Raw genomic sequence first — 16,365 nt, forward strand, 5'->3', positions numbered from 1 at the left:
ATACATGTCTTTGTAACCACTCTCGCAGAAATATTGAAATAGATTCACGAACCAGAGCGTCAAACTTACCCATACTGTTTACCATGTCATCCAGTTCATCACGAAATTGATTGTGCGCTTTAATATGGGCTTCGGTTTTGGGGTAGTTAAGTTGGAGCATGTAGGCTTCTTCGAGACAGAAGTGGTGGTCGGCGTAGCTGGACAGCCGGGTAAAGATTTCTTGGCCGGAATTAGGGGCCTTCAAGGCATCAATCAGCCTGAAAAGCTCTTGGTGCTGAGTGTCTTGCCAAATTAGCTCGCTGGTCTTTTCCATTACTGAACTCTACCCAAGTGAAGGTGCACGTTAGTATGAGTCTAGTTTAGAAATAGAAAAGTTGTCTGCAAATTGAACGGTGTAATATTAGGCGTTATTGTAAAAAATAAGGGTCTTACTCTGTATCGAGTTAAACATCCCGGCTAAATCTGTAGGCAGAGCCTTTCATGGCTCGCTGAGGTTTAGCGCGAGGCATCGACTAGCGAGGGGTGGAACCCTCTGCCTACATGAGGCCATTTTTTAGCTCTACAGCGCCTAACGTACTGCACTATCGTTTAAGGGGATGTATAACTTTATCCAAGCCCTCAATTTTAATCTCAAGCGTCAGTTCAAGCAGTGTACCTAGCTCGCCGCTCGGAAAGCCTTTTTTTCTGAACCAGAGTAAATATTCTTCAGGTAGATCGATTAAACGACGGCCACCGTACTTCCCGAAGGGCATTTGTGTATTGGCTATTTTTACCAGGTGCTGCTTTTCGATCATGTGTTGATAATAACTCGCATGGCTTGAACTTCTAGCCCTGTTTTTTCAATATATTCCTGACAAGCACTTTGTCTGTGACGCAGAGCGTCGATTTCTTCGTCGCGAATTAAAGGGTTCTTTTCCTGGAGGCTAATCAGGCGCTGAATTTCATTACCTAGCTCCCTGTTCATGTCTTCGCTAGCTTGGCTGATCAATGAAGGAACCGAAGCTTCGGCAGTTTTTTGAGCATGCTCAAGTAGTGTACCAATATCGTTACGGATCTCTTTCAATACGGCATGCGCCATCGATCGCTTAAGCCCTTTGCAGAGCTCATTAAGCTGCTCGTAGGGTAAAACTTCGCTAAGGTCGCGGCCGGTAATATTAACAACGATCCGCTGAGGCGATACCGGCAAAAATTTGTCAAGCTGCAGAGACTTTGGTGCCATGCTGTTCAGCGCGAATATGGCTTCCAAAAATAAAGTACCAGGTTCAACACCTTTTACCGACATGGTTGCCAAGGCTGCATTACCAAGCTCTCCTGTTAAGGTTTGCTCGATTAGATCGGTCACCATCGGGTGTTCCCATGAGACAAACTCGACATCTTCCCGGACAAGCGCTTTCAAACGGTGGAAGGTTAAGGTGTTGCCTTCATCGTTTAAGCCGGGAAAGTGCTGCTCCAGCATGTGCTCTCCAGGGCGAATGATCAGAGTCTGGTCTGACTGGTACTCTTGTTCAACACCGTAAAGGTTGAACTGCTTTTCCATGTAAGAGGACAGGTCCTGGCTTGCTTCCTCAGATTCGATCAAGGCAATGATTTTCTCGGCTTCTTCAGGATTGCAGGAGTTAAGCTCAAGTAGGGGGTCACGACCCGTTTGAAGAGCTGCCATAGCCGCATCGCGATGCTCACGGGCTTGTTTGATAAAAGACAAGGCCTGATCAGATTGAAAGTCACCTTCGCTTAAGTAACTTTCCAGTTCGACGGCAAACTGTTCATAAATTGCAAAGCCTGCCGCACAGCTGTGAGTGAAGGCATCCAGAGCCTGGTCATACCAGTTGAATAAACCCTCTTGGCGGCTGCCAGGAATGAAGGGCACATGAATATTGACGTCATGTGTTTGCCCGATTCGGTCTAAGCGGCCGATACGTTGTTCGAGTAGGTCAGGGTTCTCTGGTAAGTCGAATAACACTAAGTCGTGTGAAAACTGGAAGTTTCGGCCTTCGCTGCCAATTTCTGAACAGATTAAGGCTTGTGCACCTTCCTCTTTATCAGCAAAGTAGGCAGCGGCTCTATCACGTTCAATAATACTTAAACCTTCGTAGAAGGCTGCTGTTCGCAGGCCTTCTCGTAGTCGAAGATAGGACTCCAGCGCTAAAGCCGTTTCAGCACTGGCGCAGATGATCAGGACTTTCTCATCTCTGTTATCTTTCAGGAACTGGGTTAGCCAAGTGACTTTCGGATTCTGTTTAATGCCGGCTTCATCTTCAAATTGATCATCACCAACAGCTGCATCGAGTGGGTGAGGCTGTAGGATTCTATCCGGGAAGCCTTCAACACCTTGGCGAGTATTGCGGAACAGTATTCTACCGGTGCCATGCTGATCAAGTAGCCTTTGTATTGCTTCCGGAATATCGATATTTTGTGCATCATCACCGAGTAGGGAAAGGGCTTTAATTGGCAGTGACGAGCCGTCTTCAAGACCTTGAAGCTCTCCGACCAAATCAGAGATTTCCTGATAGTTTTGTTCTTGCTCAATAAATTTTTCTAAGGAGTGAAAACGGTCAGGGTCGAGCAAGCGCAAACGGGCGAAGTGGCTCTCGATACCGGCTTGCTCAGGCGTAGCCGTAAGCAATAGTACGCCGCGGCTTCTAGCTGCCAAGGCTTCAATGCACTGGTATTCGATGCTGCTTTCTGATTCGCTCCAATGTAAGTGATGCGCTTCATCGACAATCAGTAAATCCCAGTCGGCCGCTAAGGCTGCGGTTTTTATATCTTCATTAATCAGGAAGTCCTGATGGCAGAGAACTAGCTGCTCGGTCTCAAAGGGCTTTTCGATACCTTCTTCGGTCAAACTATCAAAACGCTCACGATCAAAGATAGAAAAGCTGAGATTGAAGCGGCGTAGCATTTCGATCAGCCATTGATGCACCAGTGTAGAAGGAACGACGATCAAAGCTCTTTTGGCTAAACCATTGTGCAACTGGGCGTGGAGAATCATGCCTGCTTCAATGGTTTTACCTAGTCCTACTTCATCGGCTAGCAATACTCTCGGGGCATGGCGCTTCGCGACAGTATCAGCGATATATACTTGATGAGGAAGTAAGCTTGTGCGTGAACCAAGCAGCCCATCCGTTGACGACTGCTGTAAGCGGTGCTTGTGCTGCAGCGTTTCATAGCGAAGTCGGAAGGCTCTATTTCGGTCATAGTGGCCGCTAACCAGGCGCTGAAGTGGTGAGGTAAATTGGATAAAACAGTTAAGTTCAACTTCACTCAGTTCTTCGTGTTGAGAGCTTTCTTTATTTTCAACAATGTAAGTAATAATGTCTGCGCTTTGGTCGAGGTCGAGAACCAGGTAATCGATATCTTCATGGCTGGTGATCGTGTCGCCAGCCTTATACACTACACGGCTGATAGGCGCGTTGACGCTGGCGTAGGTGCGAGTTTCCCCGGCTGCCGGAAATGTGATCGTCACTCGGCGGTTTTCAAACTCGCTGATGATTCCTAATCCTAATTTGGGTTCGGTCTGGCTGACCCAGCGTTGGCCTATGATATACGACATTTTGGCGTCTCTTTACAGTATTCAATAAGGGAACAAATATGGCGCGAATACTAACAAGAAAAGCCTGTTGATAACACAGATGAAGGTGAATGGAGGAATAATTTGAGTATCTATAGAACGCCAGAAAGGGAAGAGTATTACTTTCACGAGGGCTGCTATATCTTGGAGATGTTAAATACTGACGATGATCCCGCACTTTCGATTGCGCGAGCTAGAGTTGAACCGGGTAAAACAACGCGCTGGCATGCCTTAACAGAAGTCAGTGAGCGCTATGTGATTCAGCAGGGTTCAGGCAAGGTTTATGTTGGAGATCTGGAACAGCAGGTTAGCGCTGGGGATGTAGTACTGATCCCGCAAGGCATTAGGCAGAAGATATATAACGACGGGGAGGGTGACTTGGTGTTTTTAGCTGTGTGTACGCCACGCTTTATGCCTGCGTGTTATGAGGACTTAGACGTATAAGTTGTATCGGCTCAACCCCGACCTTACAGTTTGAAATACCGAGCGTGACATTACCAAATAACATGGCAAAGGCGTATTAGGTCCGCAAAGTTGCCATTCGGCTTTGATCATAAAGCTTGAATATTTAGGCCACAAGCCACCAAAGCAGTACCTTTGGGAAAGTGAAAGATGCAAACATTCGTTTTAGAAGTAACTATCCGATATTCTGTCACTCTTCAGCCTTATTTGTATCAGGTTAATACAGTCAATTTTAGCTTTGAGACATTAACGAAGAAGAGATGAAGTGAATGCCGTTGAAAACACTGAAATTTATCGCCAAGAGTACACAACCATAGTTATCGCTTTAGTTATATTAAGGCCAGATGAGTGTCTGATAGAGTTTATTAAAAGTGCTTTTGGGATATTAGAACACTTTTTTTAGTCACTAGAATCGAACCTTCAAGCGAAAATAATTGTGCGTGATCCAATAATATATTCTTCACGTACTTTATTGTTCTTCACTCTATAAGTTGAATTTAAATGAAAAAAATTACTGGCATGCTTTTGACAACTTGCTTATATACACTCTCCTTTCAAACAGCATTAGCCCAGGACACAAAAACAGCTATGGTGCCCTTACCTTCAATTGATGACTTTACGCGGGGCAATGATGGCTGGGCCTTCGGACTTGGCCTGGCTGTTGAATACGAATCAGCCTACGAAGGGTCTGATGAATTTGGCGCAGAAGTCGATCCTGCCGGTGCGGTGCAATGGCGTAAAGGTGATAATATTTTCTTCTGGGCCGGTGAGGCGCTCGGGTGGCGTGGTCTTCGTTCTGACACATGGCTATTCGAGGCTGTCGTGGGCTTCGATGAGGGGCGTGAAGAAAGTGACTCTGATGACGGTCGTTTGGATGGTCTCGGTGAAGGAGATGAGGGAACTGAACTAGTTTTGCAAGCACGCCATGCTTTCGATACCGACTGGCGTTATTGGCTGGATGCTCGAGTGGTGACCGGTGAAAACGGAAGTCTTGGTCTTTTTGGCGTGGGGCACCGCTTCGGTGGTCAGAACGACGGAACCGGCCATGAAATTGCCATCGCTTTGGTATTTCACGATAGTGATTATGTCAATAAAGATTTTGGTATAGATGCAGAGCAGTCAGTTGCATCGGGACTGAATGAGACCGACCTGAGTGGAGGATTTCGCTCGTTTGGATTTAATTACAATTATCGCCATTATGTAAATGAGAATTGGCAGGTTTTCGGCGAGGCGGTTTATGAGCGTTATAGTAGTGACATTGCGGATAGCCCAATCGCACGCAACAACTATGAAGCTGAGGTCGGCGTTGGATTCATTTACGTTTTCTAGAACACCTATCAAGTATTCACCTAGAAGCCTCATTTTTAGTTTATTTAATAAACAATCAAGCTAGCTCAAATTATATTAGGGAAGACCCGAAAGCCGACTTAACACTTTGTTAAGTTGGTTGTTCACCATCTACAGACATCACCCAGGAATTTGAAGCCAGTAACATTCGGCCAAACCAAAATCAACCTTCAACGGCAAGTTTTGGCACTTTGCTGACTAAGTTTGGGCAGGGTATTTGTAGGCTCTAGTCGAAACCGCTATTTCAGTAGGTCAGACTGCGTGCCAACTTTTACATATAAGTATTATGACTTTGTAGGCGGCCCGTCCTCGGGGCGCTTGCTGTGCCACGGGGCTTTCAAACGATTCCCTGGTTTCGGTTTGCGCGACTGGAGGCCCCGCCTACATAAGTATGGCTATTTTTCAATCGAGTCTGACCCCATTGAAAAAATGCTTTAAGGCATTTGGATTTGGCTTCCGCCTTGGCCCGGTACGACGATCTGAGAAGCCTGCTCACGACGCATTTCTTGAAGTTCTTTCATTGTATCTTCAAGCGACTTGTTTGCTGCTTCGCCAAAGTTAGCTGCCGCTTGACCCAGAGTAGAACCTTGAAGTTCGAAGTTCAAAGGAAGTGGTCCAGCTGGCGTCATCATTTGAGTGCTGCCGATAAACAGAACGGGTCTAGCGCTGTCTGCGTCGCCATTTGCATCGACAGGTGTCATGCGACGAATAGTGCCGACTTTGTTGTCTGTATAGACTTCTTCAAGATAAAGTTCATCAGGGTTCATGCTTATTTCAGGCGCGTTGTCGCTCATAATATTTCCTTAGTACGCTGTAGTCTGTATTGATGTGCCCGCTATCCTATCATGAAAATTGAAAAGCACGGGGCAATTTTGATAGGAAATAGCCAGCCTTTACTGGCGGCCTTGCTCAATCATAGTTCTCATTTGTTGGGCCTTGTCGGTATCGTTTTTCTTAAGGGCCGAGTCGAGTAAGTACCGGAGAATTTTTTCTCGCTGGATTTGCTTGAGATCGTCAGTTGCCTTGGAGGTTTTTTTAGCTAGTTTATCTTTTAGTATTTTATTGAGTAGGGATATAAACTTGTTTGTTATGTTCTGATCCAGGAAGGCTTCAATATCAAGAGGTAGAATAGCGTGGTGATCATTCACCCATAGTTTGAAGAAACGCTTGGCTTTAGTTTCTTCTCGCCCCTGCAGCTGCAATAGTAATTTACTATACAGTGCTCTGTAGGTCGTAACGGCTTCACTACGCTGCTCTGAGTTGTCATCAATTGTATCGAGCAGGCGCACCAGACGCTGGTGCATATGCTCCATTAGTTTGAGCATTTTGTCCGCGTCAGAATAGTGATCCAAAGCGTTTAGCTCGTCTAGAAAGCGCTCGATTTTTGCGAAAAAGTGTTTAACCTGCCGTTGGCTGAACAGTTTTTCAGGTTTGCGTGTTAACTCGGTTATCTGGCTTTTCAGTCCTGAGTAATCTAGTTCGCCTTGATTTAAGGATGCCCTGAGCACATAGCGTTCGAATAGCTCACTGTCCTTGCTCAATAAAGATAAGAACTCTTTTGCTAGGTTCTGTTTATCTTGACTAAGCAGGTAGGCAAGTACCCGGCTTTTGTCGGGGCCTTTGGCGAGAGATGATATTTGCTGGGTATTCCGGTTAACATGCAGACAGAGTGCTGCGCAATGTGGGCAGAAGTCAAAGCCATCAGACTCTGGACATTGGCAGGCACCTTCGACTGTATTATTCCGATAATTGAGCTTGACCTCAAAGCCATTTATTTTAGCTTTGGCAGTTGTCTTGTTTGACTCAAGCCCATCTATGAGAAACTGTTCCAGCTGCTGAAGAAGTTCATCAAACCGTAATTCACCAATCAACTTGGCAAGTTGTTCGTGGGGGATGATCGGCGGGTGTTGATCTTGTAAGGGCATCTAATCTAATTATCCAGGCCGAGAGAGTCTGCAGACATGATATGAGCGCTTTCTTCCTCTTCGCTATATTGTATGACCAGTTTGCCTTGCTTTAGCGCCTGTTGCACCTGAGACTTTCTTGTTTCCAAAGGGGCTTCGACATCATTGAGTCCCCAGTCTCTTAAACAATAGTCGTTTATTAGGCCATCTAATGCATCCGGGCTTAAAAAAGAGGGGTCGATAATCATGTTAGAACCTGGTGCATAAGAGTATATGTTTTACTTATTCCGGCTAAGAAAGCTTGGCACTCATACGTACCCTGGATTTATTTGCACGAGAACGCGTTGTACGTTTTCTCTTGTCTTGACCAACTTTAAGAACTTGCACTGGAACGCCGTTCAATACAGAGGTGCCGCTCAGTTTGTCTACATATCTGTCGTCTGTTAGATCATTGACACTAACCCCGGGCCGCTTGCTTGCAACAGATAGCATTGAGCCTTCGCGCTGGTGCCCCCAGCCGTGAGGAATGCTGACAACGCCCGGCATGATATCTTCAGTTAACTCTACTTCAATCTCAAGCTGTCCAACTCTGCTACTTACGTGAGCGAGTTCTCCGTTTTTAAGTTGTACTTGTTTCGCGTCGTCAGGGTGGATCATCAGAGTACAGCGATTTTTACCTTTTACCAGGCGCCTGCTGTTATGTAGCCAGGAATTGTTAGAGCGGACGTGACGCCTGCCAATTAATAAGAGTTGTCCGTTTTCGGCTTTGTGACTGTCAAGCAGTTGCTCGCCGCGTTTACGTAGGCGAGTCATATCTTTTAAGTAAGTATTCGGTGCGAGTCGAATTCGTTTCTTCACGCTGTAGAGCCGTTCGGGTAGGCGAGATTGCAAGGGGCCTAAGTCGATACCGTGAGGGTAATTAAGTAAAGAGCTAACACAAAGGCCTTTGCTCAAACTTCTGTTTTGAGAACCATAAGGGCTGAGATCCAGAATCTTCCGGGCTGGGTGTTTGCTTGGTAAGAACCCCTGTAAGGCATCGACCAGGAAACGCCCTGCTTGGCTAGTGCCAGGGAGCTGCGTACCATAAGGGCCGGTACGAAGGATGATATCCAATAAGCCGTCGGGTCCTAAGCGCTTCAGTGATTGGTAAGAAAATTGTTCACCAATAATTTGCTTAATAGAGCCTTTGCCAAGTCGGTGCTGAAGCTCAAGCGCTATTTGCCAGTCATGACGAGCAGACTTATCTACCTCGAATAAGGCGGGTGAGTATTTAGCGACATTCCGAACACCAAGCAGGTTAAAAACAATATCATAATGAGACTGCTCCAAAGGCGCAGTCGGAGGCAGGATAATATCGGCATGCTTTGAGGTTTCATTGATATAAAAATCAATAGAAACCATGAAATCCAGCGAATCGAGGGCTTGATCAAGGTGCTGACCATTCGGGCTGCTGAGCACAGGATTGCCAGCCATGACGATCATCATTTTTATCTGCTCATCACTAGGCAAGAGGATTTGGTCAGCCATGGTGCTGGCAGGCAATTCTCCACCAAATTCCGGTAGACCTGAAAGGCTCTGATAACGATTATAATGGCCTTTTTGGCCTGTCCATGCTGCTAGCTCAACCATATCTGCTGCGGGTTTGCTAAACATTAAACCGCCGCGCTCATCCATATGGTTTGTCAGAATATTTACCACATAAACTAACCAGGTCGCCAGGCCACCAAACTCCTGAGTTGAGGTGCCCATTCTACCGAACAGGCAAGCCCTTGGGGTGGTAGCCAGTTTGCGGGCTAGTGTTCTGATATCTTCGGCGGTAACACCTGTAATGCTGCTCACGTGCTCTGGGTTGAAGTCGGACGAGATAAGCTGTATTTCGGCGATCCCTTCAAGATGGCTTGATAGCCGGCCTGTCTCGATTAAATTCTCATTAAATAAAGTGTTAATAATTCCGAGTATCAGGAAGGCATCGGTACCGGGTTTGATGAATAAATGCTCGGTACTTGTTTTGACTGTTTCAGTCTTTCTTGGGTCAAGTAGAATCACCTCACCGCCACGCTTAATGATTTTCTTGAGCCTTGCTGAATAGTCAGGCGCGCTCATTAAACTACCATTTGATGCTGCCGGATTACTGCCGAGAAGAATAAACAAATCCATATGATCAATATCAGGCACTGGGAATAAATATTGATTCCCAAACAGTTCCAGATTTGCCTGCATATGCGGTAGCTGGTCATTGGAGGTGGCAGAAAATTTATTGCGGGTACGCAGTGCTTTCAGCAGCATTGGTGCAAATAGAATATTGCCGTGATGATGGGTGTTCGGATTACCAAGGTAGGCACCTACAGCATTTTTACCGTGCTGTTGTTGAATATCACCAATTTTGTTTGCAACTAAATCAAACGCTCTGTTCCAAGTGATGGGTTTCCAGCCATCTTTGGTTTTTAGCTGTGGAACTTTAAGCCGGTCCGGGTCTTCTTGTATATCTTTTAAGGCGAGCGCTTTCGGGCAAATATGGCCTTTGCTTAACGGGTCATCAGGATCGCCCTTTATAGAGATAATCTGTGCGTCTTCAACTTTGATCGCGACACCGCACATTGCTTCACAAAGGTTGCAGGTGCGGTAATGAGTAAAAGCGTCTGAGCTAGGCATAGATTTGATCCGTCATTGAATGGGTGCTAAGAGTGAATGTACACCACTATTGTTGTTATTGAACAGCTAGTCAGGATTATATGCCTGCCATAAACGAGAAGTCTAGACGATTAGAACTATTCATAGACTTACTGCTTTGTGAATCCCGCTTTGTTGCCTCCTTAATGATTTGGGCTTGGCTATTGTGCTAGGCTTTCGTCTGCACAATATATGAACTTCTCCATTTGAAGATGACCGCAGCAACTGTAGGGTAGGCTAGCAATGAATAAAACAATCGTAATAACCGGAGCCAGTGATGGTATTGGCAAGGCCTTGGCATGGGAGATGGCAAAGCGAGGTTATGATCTTGGTCTTAGCGCACGTAGAGAAACCCTGCTGCAATCATTAAAAGCCGAGATCCATAAAGCCTACCCTGAAGCAAGGATAGAAATAGCGCGGCTTGATGTCACTGATACTTCGCAGGTGGATGAGGTGATTAAGGGCTTTCAATCTTCTTTGGGGCGTTTAGATATGATCGTTGCTAATGCCGGGATTGCCCGCTCAGGCAAAGCCGAGATTGCCTCTTTAGATGACCAGCTCGCCGTAATCAATACTAATCTAAATGGTGCTATCGCTACCGTCAGGGCTGCGCTTAAAGCATTCCGGACCCAAGGTGGTGGGCATATTGTGGCAACCGCTTCCGTTGCGGGCTATCGAGGTTTACCAAGAAATGCTGCGTATTCTGCTTCAAAAGCGGGTTTGGCTACCTATATGGAGGCGGTTAGGCTGGAGACCTTAAATGACAATGTTGATGTGAGTGTCATTAACCCCGGTTTTATCGATACGGAAATTAACCGTAGTTTGCCCAGCAGGCCCTTTGTTATCAATGTAGAGCAGGGCGCTAAGCAGTTTGCCGATCTGGTTGAAAAGAAAGTTAAAGCTTCTACCCTTCCTCGAATGCCTTGGGCGATTGTTGCGCCTCTTATGCGTGTTTTACCGGATTCTCTGATTGCTAAAATGTAGTTTTGGTTACTAGTCACTTATGCGCTCGAAGGTCGCCGGGGTTGAACTGATCGGTGGGTGAATCTGGAGTGCGTGATGATCGTGAAATTGATTTATCTCATTGGCTGGTCGTGGCAGTGCCAGCCAGTCCTTCACCTTTGATGCTTCGATTAACAAAGGCATTCTATGGTGATAAATTCCACAATTAGGGTCGGCTTCGCATGTGAGGGTAACAAGCTGGAAGCCACCTGAGTTCAGTGGAAATAGTATTCCTGCCATAAACAGAACGTCGTCTATTGCCGGTGAAAAACGGTGTTTTATTTTGTGCCCGGGCTCTCCTGTCCATTCAAACCAGGCCGAGCAGGGTACTACGCAACGGTGTAGTGCATAAGCAGAACTAAAGGTCTTCTTGGTGGCGACGGTTTCTGCCTGAGCGTTGAATATGGTGTGATGTGCCCAGTGAGGGTTGATCCCCCAGAGAGCAGGCGTTTGCGATAGCTTCTCATGCTGATAGTGAAGGCAGGCGACCTCTTGTGAAGGGCGTTGGTCATGATTGTTTATGGCATGAAAAAGTATATGAAATGCTTCGAATACGCCTGTATCGACGATGGCTTTGTCTACTTCAAATCTTCCACACATGTAAAGGAGCCTCTGCCTGAAACTAAGCTTATTACCTTATTGGAATATTATCATAGGCTGTGATGAAAAATTAACGAAAAGTCAGAGGCAAATTACTGATTCCCTTGATTTAGATCTGACCTTCAGCATATTTTTTAAAAAATGCAAAAGCAGTGTCCGGCGCTTCTTTAATAAATACGCCAAGCGTGAAGCCGTCCGGAGCGATCGAGGTGTGTTTGATCTCGCCCAGTACTTTGAACTCCATTTTCTTGCCATTGTAGAAAGCGGCAATTTGAAGTAGCACCAAAGCATCTTTTCGGAAGTCTACGGGGCTTACCAGTGAGGTTCCACGTTCAGAGATGTCTTTCGTTTTACATTGAACGACTTGTTTCTTGCGGGTTGTAATTGTTGCACGCCAATGGGCTGAACGCCTTGTGTATTGACGGCGCTCGGCTCCGTCATTCAAAGCTTCCGCCGTAATTTCCTGAGTGTTTTCAAGAGCTTCTGTAATCTTCTTTTTATCGGGCACTATGTGAAACTTCCTGGTCAGAGTTGGCGAGGAGTTAACAACAATAGTCTAGAGCTGCGGAAGTATCAATGTCTTGATAGTAATTATATGTGTCTTTTGTTGGCTGCTTTGACGCAAAAGGCGGGCATAAAAAAGCGCCTACAATGAGGCGCTTTTTAGTTTGTTTAACTCGAGATTAGTCGCGAGTAAACTCTGGGTAAGCTTCCATACCACACTCAGAGATATCAACACCTTCGTACTCTTCTTCGTCAGTTACTCGGATGCCCATGATTGCTTTAAGAACGCCCCAAACAATCAAGCTACATACGAATACCCAAACAAAGATCGTTAGTGCACCAACCAGCTGGCCAGCGAATGTAGCGTCAGCGTCTGATAGAAGTACTGCGAAGATACCCCATAGACCTACTACACCGTGTACCGAGATTGCACCAACAGGATCGTCAAGCTTAAGCTTATCAAGTGTTACGATTGAGAATACTACGATAACACCACCGATCGCACCAATGATCGTTGCTAGTAGTGGAGAAGGATCAGCAGGCTCTGCAGTGATCGCAACCAAACCTGCTAGTGCGCCGTTCAATGCCATTGTAAGGTCAGCCTTACCGAATAGAATACGTGCAACGATCAATGCAGCGATCAAACCACCTGCCGCAGCAGCGTTAGTGTTCAAGAATACGCTTGCTACTTCGTTAGCTACTTCGATACCACCCAGTTTAAGAGTAGAACCACCGTTGAAACCGAACCAGCCCATCCACAGGATGAATGTACCTAGCGTTGCTAGAGGAAGGTTCGCACCTGGGATAGCGTTAACCTGACCGTTAGCACCGTACTTGCCTTTACGAGCACCTAGCATGATAACACCAGCCAATGCTGCTGCAGCACCTGCCATGTGAACGATACCTGAACCAGCGTAATCGCTATAGCTACTGAGGTCGTACATACCGAACACAGAGTTACCACCCCAAGTCCAGCCACCTTCCATTGGGTAGATGAAACCCGTCATAACAACTGCGAATGCTAGGAAAGCCCAAAGCTTCATACGCTCAGCAACCGCACCCGATACGATAGACATTGCCGTTGCAACGAATACGACCTGGAAGAAGAAGTCAGAAGCGCCTGAGTAAACAGAGTCACCGCCGAAGCCGTTTTCAGCAGAATCTGCTAGAGCTTGAGCAACGTCTATAGTTGCAACGCTGTCAGTACCTGATAGGAAGAAGCCGCCGCCATACATGAACTCGTAACCACAGATTAGGTACATGGTGCATGATACTGCAAACAGTGCAACGTTCTTGGTTAGGATCTCAGTGGTGTTCTTGGCGCGAACCAAGCCTGCTTCCAGCATGGCAAAACCTGCTGCCATCCACATAACTAATGCGCCGCACACCAAGAAATAAAAGGTGTCCATTGCATACTGCAATTCATAAATGTTGTTCATTACGTTTTCCATAAGGAAATCTCCGTACTGTATTCTAAAAAATTAGTTGCTTAGTGATGAATGAGATTTAAACCGCATCAGTGCCGGTTTCACCGGTACGGATTCGAATAACTTGCTCAAGCGGTGAAATGAAAATTTTACCGTCACCAATTTTGCCGGTATTAGCTGCTTTGCTGATAGCTTCAACAACTTGGTCAACCAAGTCGGAACCAATGGCAACTTCAACTTTAACCTTAGGAAGAAAGTCAACAACGTACTCAGCGCCACGGTATAATTCCGTGTGACCTTTCTGACGGCCGAAACCTTTAACTTCAGTTACGGTAATACCTTGTACGCCAATTTCAGACAATGACTCACGTACATCGTCCAGCTTAAATGGTTTGATTATGGCAGTTACGAGTTTCATGGATATCTCCTGTGCTGTCGCTGCAATATTTACTAGTTAAAAAAATGTGTTTTAGTTCTTGTTTGCTATTCAAAATGAAAAACGAATCTCTCATTCGGAATAACAAATCTGATCGGTATATAGCAGGGGGTGTGCCAGTTTGAAAAAAAGCTTATATAACAGTTACATAAGATTAAGTGTTATTGTTGAGTGGTGGTTTTGTTGTGGTCTTGTGGTGCGGGCTTGGATTTGGCGCACCATAATGACGCAATATCTGATGCGGGTTGGCGGCGAGCGCATCTCTTTGGTGATTTTTATAGGGGGAGGATCTGATTATTTGAAAATAGATCTGTCCTTTTTAGGGTTGTGGGTTTCGCTGGCAGGGCGTGTTAGAATAGCTCTTTTGTTTGATGTAGAAAGAATGTCCCAGGCATTCCAAGGAGCGTTTGTTGCTTAGCCCTCAAGAAGTACTTAACACCATCCACGAACAGGTTAGTCAGATATTACCTGACGCCGGAAAGTCGGCTCAAGAGGATCTGACTGCGCAACTGAAAATTCTTATTAATGGTGTCATTTCCAAGCTGGATTTAGTCACTCGTGAGGAGTTTGAGACTCAGCAATTGGTGCTGGAAACAACACGCGCCAAATTGGAACAACTAGAAAAAGATTTTGCTGAATTAGAGAAAAAGTCAGCTTGATTTAATGACGAACAGATGGAACTTGTTCGTTCTTGCACTGTACTTATGCAGTGCTTGCACTACTGAGGGGCATAATGCTGCTGATCTAAAATGGCGCAATAGTTAATACAAAGCGTATTAATGAGGCGCTTTCCGGTCTACCTGATACAGCTCCTTACCTTCTTAAACAGATATGAACTTAGCAAAGGAATGCGATGTCGTTATCTATTATCTATACCCGGGCTCAGCTCGGTGTCGATGCACCTTTGGTGACAGTCGAAACTCATCTCTCAAATGGTTTGCCATCCCTAGCGATTGTTGGGCTTCCAGAAATGGCTGTTCGAGAGAGCAAAGAAAGGGTACGCAGTGCCTTAATCAACTCTGGCTTCGAATTTCCGAATCGGCGTGTGACCATTAACTTGGCGCCTGCAGACTTGCCTAAACAAGGGGGACGATATGATCTGGCAATTGCTATTGGAGTCCTGGCTGCGACAGGTCAAATAGACTCGGAAAAGCTTGGTGAAAGTGAGTTTATTGGTGAGCTGGCCTTAACCGGAGACTTGCGCCCGGTTGCCGGTGTATTACCCACGGCTATTGCCAGCGTAAAAGACGGCCGATGTTTATTTATCCCATATGGTAACGCTGATGAAGGGAAAATGGCTGGCAGCGATACAATTTTCCCCGCACGCCATTTGAGCGAAATTTGCCAGCACCTTAAATCACCCGGTGTTTTGCAAGCCCTTTCTTATGAAGAAATGATTTTGGAAGACGAAAAGCAGCCGGATATGGCTGATATTAAGGGTCAGTTCCAAGCGAGACGTGCTTTGGAGTTGGCAGCAGCTGGACGCCATAACCTATTATTCTACGGCCCTCCAGGGACAGGCAAGAGCATGCTGTCCTCTCGCCTGCCAAGTATTCTGCCACGCTTAAGCAATGCTCAGGCAGTGGAGGTGGCCTCAATCTATTCGCTGGCGGGTATTCCCAGAAAACCGGGCTTGATGATGCAAGCGCCTTTTCGTTCTCCTCACCATACAGCTTCTTCCGTATCGCTCGTTGGTGGTGGCGCACAGCCAAAGCCTGGTGAAATATCCTTATCCCATTATGGTGTATTGTTTTTGGATGAGTTGCCAGAGTATGCACGCTCGGTGCTTGAAGTACTTCGGGAGCCGATTGAAAGTGGGGAGATCAGAATTTCCCGAGCCAGTGCGAGCCTGACATTTCCGGCAGACTTTCAGTTAATTGCAGCAATGAACCCATGCCCTTGTGGCTATAGCGGCCACCCTACAGTGAGTTGTACTGATACCCCCCAGCAGATAAGTAACTATCGGCGGAAGTTGTCGGGCCCCTTATTGGATCGCTTCGATTTGCATGTCGAAGTGGCGAGTCAACCTGCATCGGTTTTACTTGGCAAAGCTCAGGCTAGTGAGTCTTCGAATGAGGTACTGGCTCGCGTGAGCAAAGCCCGAGACGCGCAAATCACCAGGCAGGGCAAGCTTAATAGTGCGCTTGAGGGTGGGGAGATTGCAGAACATTGTGCCATGCAAGACGATATGCGCACTTTTCTGGAGTCCGCCATGGATAGGATGGCTTTGTCGGCAAGGGCGGCTCACCGGATTCTTAAAGTCGCGCGTACTTTGGCAGATTTACAGGAAAGTGAGAGTATTCAAATGCTTCATTTAAGTGAAGCTTTGGCTTACCGGGGTTTGGATAGAAAGTCTGGTAGCTGAGTGCTATGTAAAGAAAAGTCTTTAAAGCTTATGGCGTACAGCTGTGACTTCCATCGCTTTATGAAATTGGCTAAGATGAT

17 protein-coding genes are annotated in these 16,365 nt (G+C 46.3%); 6 read left to right on the top strand and 11 right to left on the bottom strand.

The features are described from left to right. From A3763_RS16325 to rapA, 3 genes are all read right to left on the bottom strand, one after another. On the bottom strand, positions 1-313 hold a 313-nt coding region (locus A3763_RS16325; RefSeq protein ID WP_068760237.1), incomplete at its 3' end, for a hemerythrin family protein. 268 nt (positions 314-581) lie between these two features. Continuing rightward, positions 582-794 (bottom strand): DUF3820 family protein, encoded by a 213-nt coding sequence (locus tag A3763_RS16330; protein WP_068509284.1) that lies wholly within the window; start codon positions 792-794, stop codon positions 582-584. Then, positions 791-3,550, bottom strand: coding sequence for an RNA polymerase-associated protein RapA (rapA, locus tag A3763_RS16335; protein WP_068509282.1), 2,760 nt, complete (start codon positions 3,548-3,550; stop codon positions 791-793). The genes A3763_RS16330 and rapA overlap by 4 nt, the downstream gene beginning before the upstream one ends. Before the next feature lie 102 nt (positions 3,551-3,652). Here rapA and A3763_RS16340 point away from each other — a divergent pair, with 102 nt between their 5' ends. Together A3763_RS16340 and A3763_RS16345 are read left to right on the top strand one after the other, a co-directional pair. Continuing rightward, entirely contained in the window at positions 3,653-4,012 is a 360-nt protein-coding gene (locus A3763_RS16340) for a cupin domain-containing protein (protein WP_197469628.1), read from the top strand. A gap of 543 nt (positions 4,013-4,555) precedes the next feature. Next, positions 4,556-5,359 carry a MipA/OmpV family protein gene (locus A3763_RS16345; RefSeq protein WP_231872227.1) on the top strand — a complete coding sequence of 268 codons (804 nt, stop codon included), beginning with the start codon at positions 4,556-4,558 and terminating at the stop codon, positions 5,357-5,359. 452 nt (positions 5,360-5,811) lie between these two features. On the opposite strand, the gene A3763_RS16350 is transcribed toward A3763_RS16345, so the two are convergent. From A3763_RS16350 to A3763_RS16365, 4 genes are all read right to left on the bottom strand, one after another. Next, complete coding sequence (locus A3763_RS16350; RefSeq protein ID WP_068509277.1) at positions 5,812-6,171, bottom strand: hypothetical protein; 360 nt, start codon at positions 6,169-6,171, stop codon at positions 5,812-5,814. 99 nt (positions 6,172-6,270) lie between these two features. Then, positions 6,271-7,302 (bottom strand): hypothetical protein, encoded by a 1,032-nt coding sequence (locus A3763_RS16355; protein WP_068509275.1) that lies wholly within the window; start codon positions 7,300-7,302, stop codon positions 6,271-6,273. Between the two features lie 5 nt (positions 7,303-7,307). Next, positions 7,308-7,529 (bottom strand): YheU family protein, encoded by a 222-nt coding sequence (locus A3763_RS16360; RefSeq protein WP_068509273.1) that lies wholly within the window; start codon positions 7,527-7,529, stop codon positions 7,308-7,310. A gap of 43 nt (positions 7,530-7,572) precedes the next feature. After that, positions 7,573-9,933 (bottom strand): molybdopterin oxidoreductase family protein, encoded by a 2,361-nt coding sequence (locus A3763_RS16365; RefSeq protein WP_068552963.1) that lies wholly within the window; start codon positions 9,931-9,933, stop codon positions 7,573-7,575. Between the two features lie 261 nt (positions 9,934-10,194). Between A3763_RS16365 and A3763_RS16370 the strand changes: the two genes are divergently transcribed. After that, on the top strand, positions 10,195-10,935 hold the full coding sequence (locus A3763_RS16370) for an SDR family NAD(P)-dependent oxidoreductase (protein WP_068552962.1): 741 nt from the start codon (positions 10,195-10,197) through the stop codon (positions 10,933-10,935). Between the two features lie 9 nt (positions 10,936-10,944). On the opposite strand, the gene A3763_RS16375 is transcribed toward A3763_RS16370, so the two are convergent. The 4 genes from A3763_RS16375 to glnK all read right to left on the bottom strand — a co-directional run bounded on the left by A3763_RS16375 (position 10,945) and on the right by glnK (position 13,902). Then, positions 10,945-11,553: an SOS response-associated peptidase gene (locus A3763_RS16375; RefSeq protein WP_068509266.1), complete on the bottom strand. Its 609-nt coding sequence runs from the start codon at positions 11,551-11,553 to the stop codon at positions 10,945-10,947. A 109-nt stretch (positions 11,554-11,662) separates the two neighbouring features. Continuing rightward, the gene (locus A3763_RS16380; RefSeq protein WP_068509265.1) at positions 11,663-12,061 is read right to left on the bottom strand and encodes a PilZ domain-containing protein; all 399 of its coding nucleotides are present in this window, start codon (positions 12,059-12,061) and stop codon (positions 11,663-11,665) included. A gap of 175 nt (positions 12,062-12,236) precedes the next feature. Then, positions 12,237-13,496 carry an ammonium transporter gene (locus A3763_RS16385; protein WP_231872228.1) on the bottom strand — a complete coding sequence of 420 codons (1,260 nt, stop codon included), beginning with the start codon at positions 13,494-13,496 and terminating at the stop codon, positions 12,237-12,239. A 67-nt stretch (positions 13,497-13,563) separates the two neighbouring features. Next, positions 13,564-13,902: a P-II family nitrogen regulator gene (gene glnK / locus A3763_RS16390; protein WP_068507212.1), complete on the bottom strand. Its 339-nt coding sequence runs from the start codon at positions 13,900-13,902 to the stop codon at positions 13,564-13,566. A gap of 139 nt (positions 13,903-14,041) precedes the next feature. Here glnK and A3763_RS16395 point away from each other — a divergent pair, with 139 nt between their 5' ends. The 3 genes from A3763_RS16395 to A3763_RS16405 all read left to right on the top strand — a co-directional run bounded on the left by A3763_RS16395 (position 14,042) and on the right by A3763_RS16405 (position 16,285). Then, complete coding sequence (locus A3763_RS16395) at positions 14,042-14,338, top strand: hypothetical protein (RefSeq protein ID WP_156490560.1); 297 nt, start codon at positions 14,042-14,044, stop codon at positions 14,336-14,338. After that, positions 14,331-14,579, top strand: coding sequence for an accessory factor UbiK family protein (locus A3763_RS16400; RefSeq protein WP_068509259.1), 249 nt, complete (start codon positions 14,331-14,333; stop codon positions 14,577-14,579). The genes A3763_RS16395 and A3763_RS16400 overlap by 8 nt, the downstream gene beginning before the upstream one ends. Before the next feature lie 194 nt (positions 14,580-14,773). Then, positions 14,774-16,285 (top strand): YifB family Mg chelatase-like AAA ATPase, encoded by a 1,512-nt coding sequence (locus A3763_RS16405; protein ID WP_068509257.1) that lies wholly within the window; start codon positions 14,774-14,776, stop codon positions 16,283-16,285. Positions 16,286-16,365 lie beyond the last annotated feature (80 nt).

It is taken from the genome of Oleiphilus sp. HI0128 (genome assembly GCF_001635365.1).

Coding starts and splice junctions, on each gene's coding strand:
- A3763_RS16370 (WP_068552962.1), top strand. CDS start 10,195: ATGAATAAAACAATCGTAATAACCGGAGCCAGTGATGGTATTGGCAAG.
- A3763_RS16350 (WP_068509277.1), bottom strand. CDS start 6,171: ATGAGCGACAACGCGCCTGAAATAAGCATGAACCCTGATGAACTTTAT.
- rapA (WP_068509282.1), bottom strand. CDS start 3,550: ATGTCGTATATCATAGGCCAACGCTGGGTCAGCCAGACCGAACCCAAA.
- A3763_RS16360 (WP_068509273.1), bottom strand. CDS start 7,529: ATGATTATCGACCCCTCTTTTTTAAGCCCGGATGCATTAGATGGCCTA.
- A3763_RS16330 (WP_068509284.1), bottom strand. CDS start 794: ATGATCGAAAAGCAGCACCTGGTAAAAATAGCCAATACACAAATGCCC.
- glnK (WP_068507212.1), bottom strand. CDS start 13,902: ATGAAACTCGTAACTGCCATAATCAAACCATTTAAGCTGGACGATGTA.
- A3763_RS16375 (WP_068509266.1), bottom strand. CDS start 11,553: ATGTGTGGAAGATTTGAAGTAGACAAAGCCATCGTCGATACAGGCGTA.
- A3763_RS16365 (WP_068552963.1), bottom strand. CDS start 9,933: ATGCCTAGCTCAGACGCTTTTACTCATTACCGCACCTGCAACCTTTGT.
- A3763_RS16355 (WP_068509275.1), bottom strand. CDS start 7,302: ATGCCCTTACAAGATCAACACCCGCCGATCATCCCCCACGAACAACTT.
- A3763_RS16385 (WP_231872228.1), bottom strand. CDS start 13,496: ATGAACAACATTTATGAATTGCAGTATGCAATGGACACCTTTTATTTC.
- A3763_RS16405 (WP_068509257.1), top strand. CDS start 14,774: ATGTCGTTATCTATTATCTATACCCGGGCTCAGCTCGGTGTCGATGCA.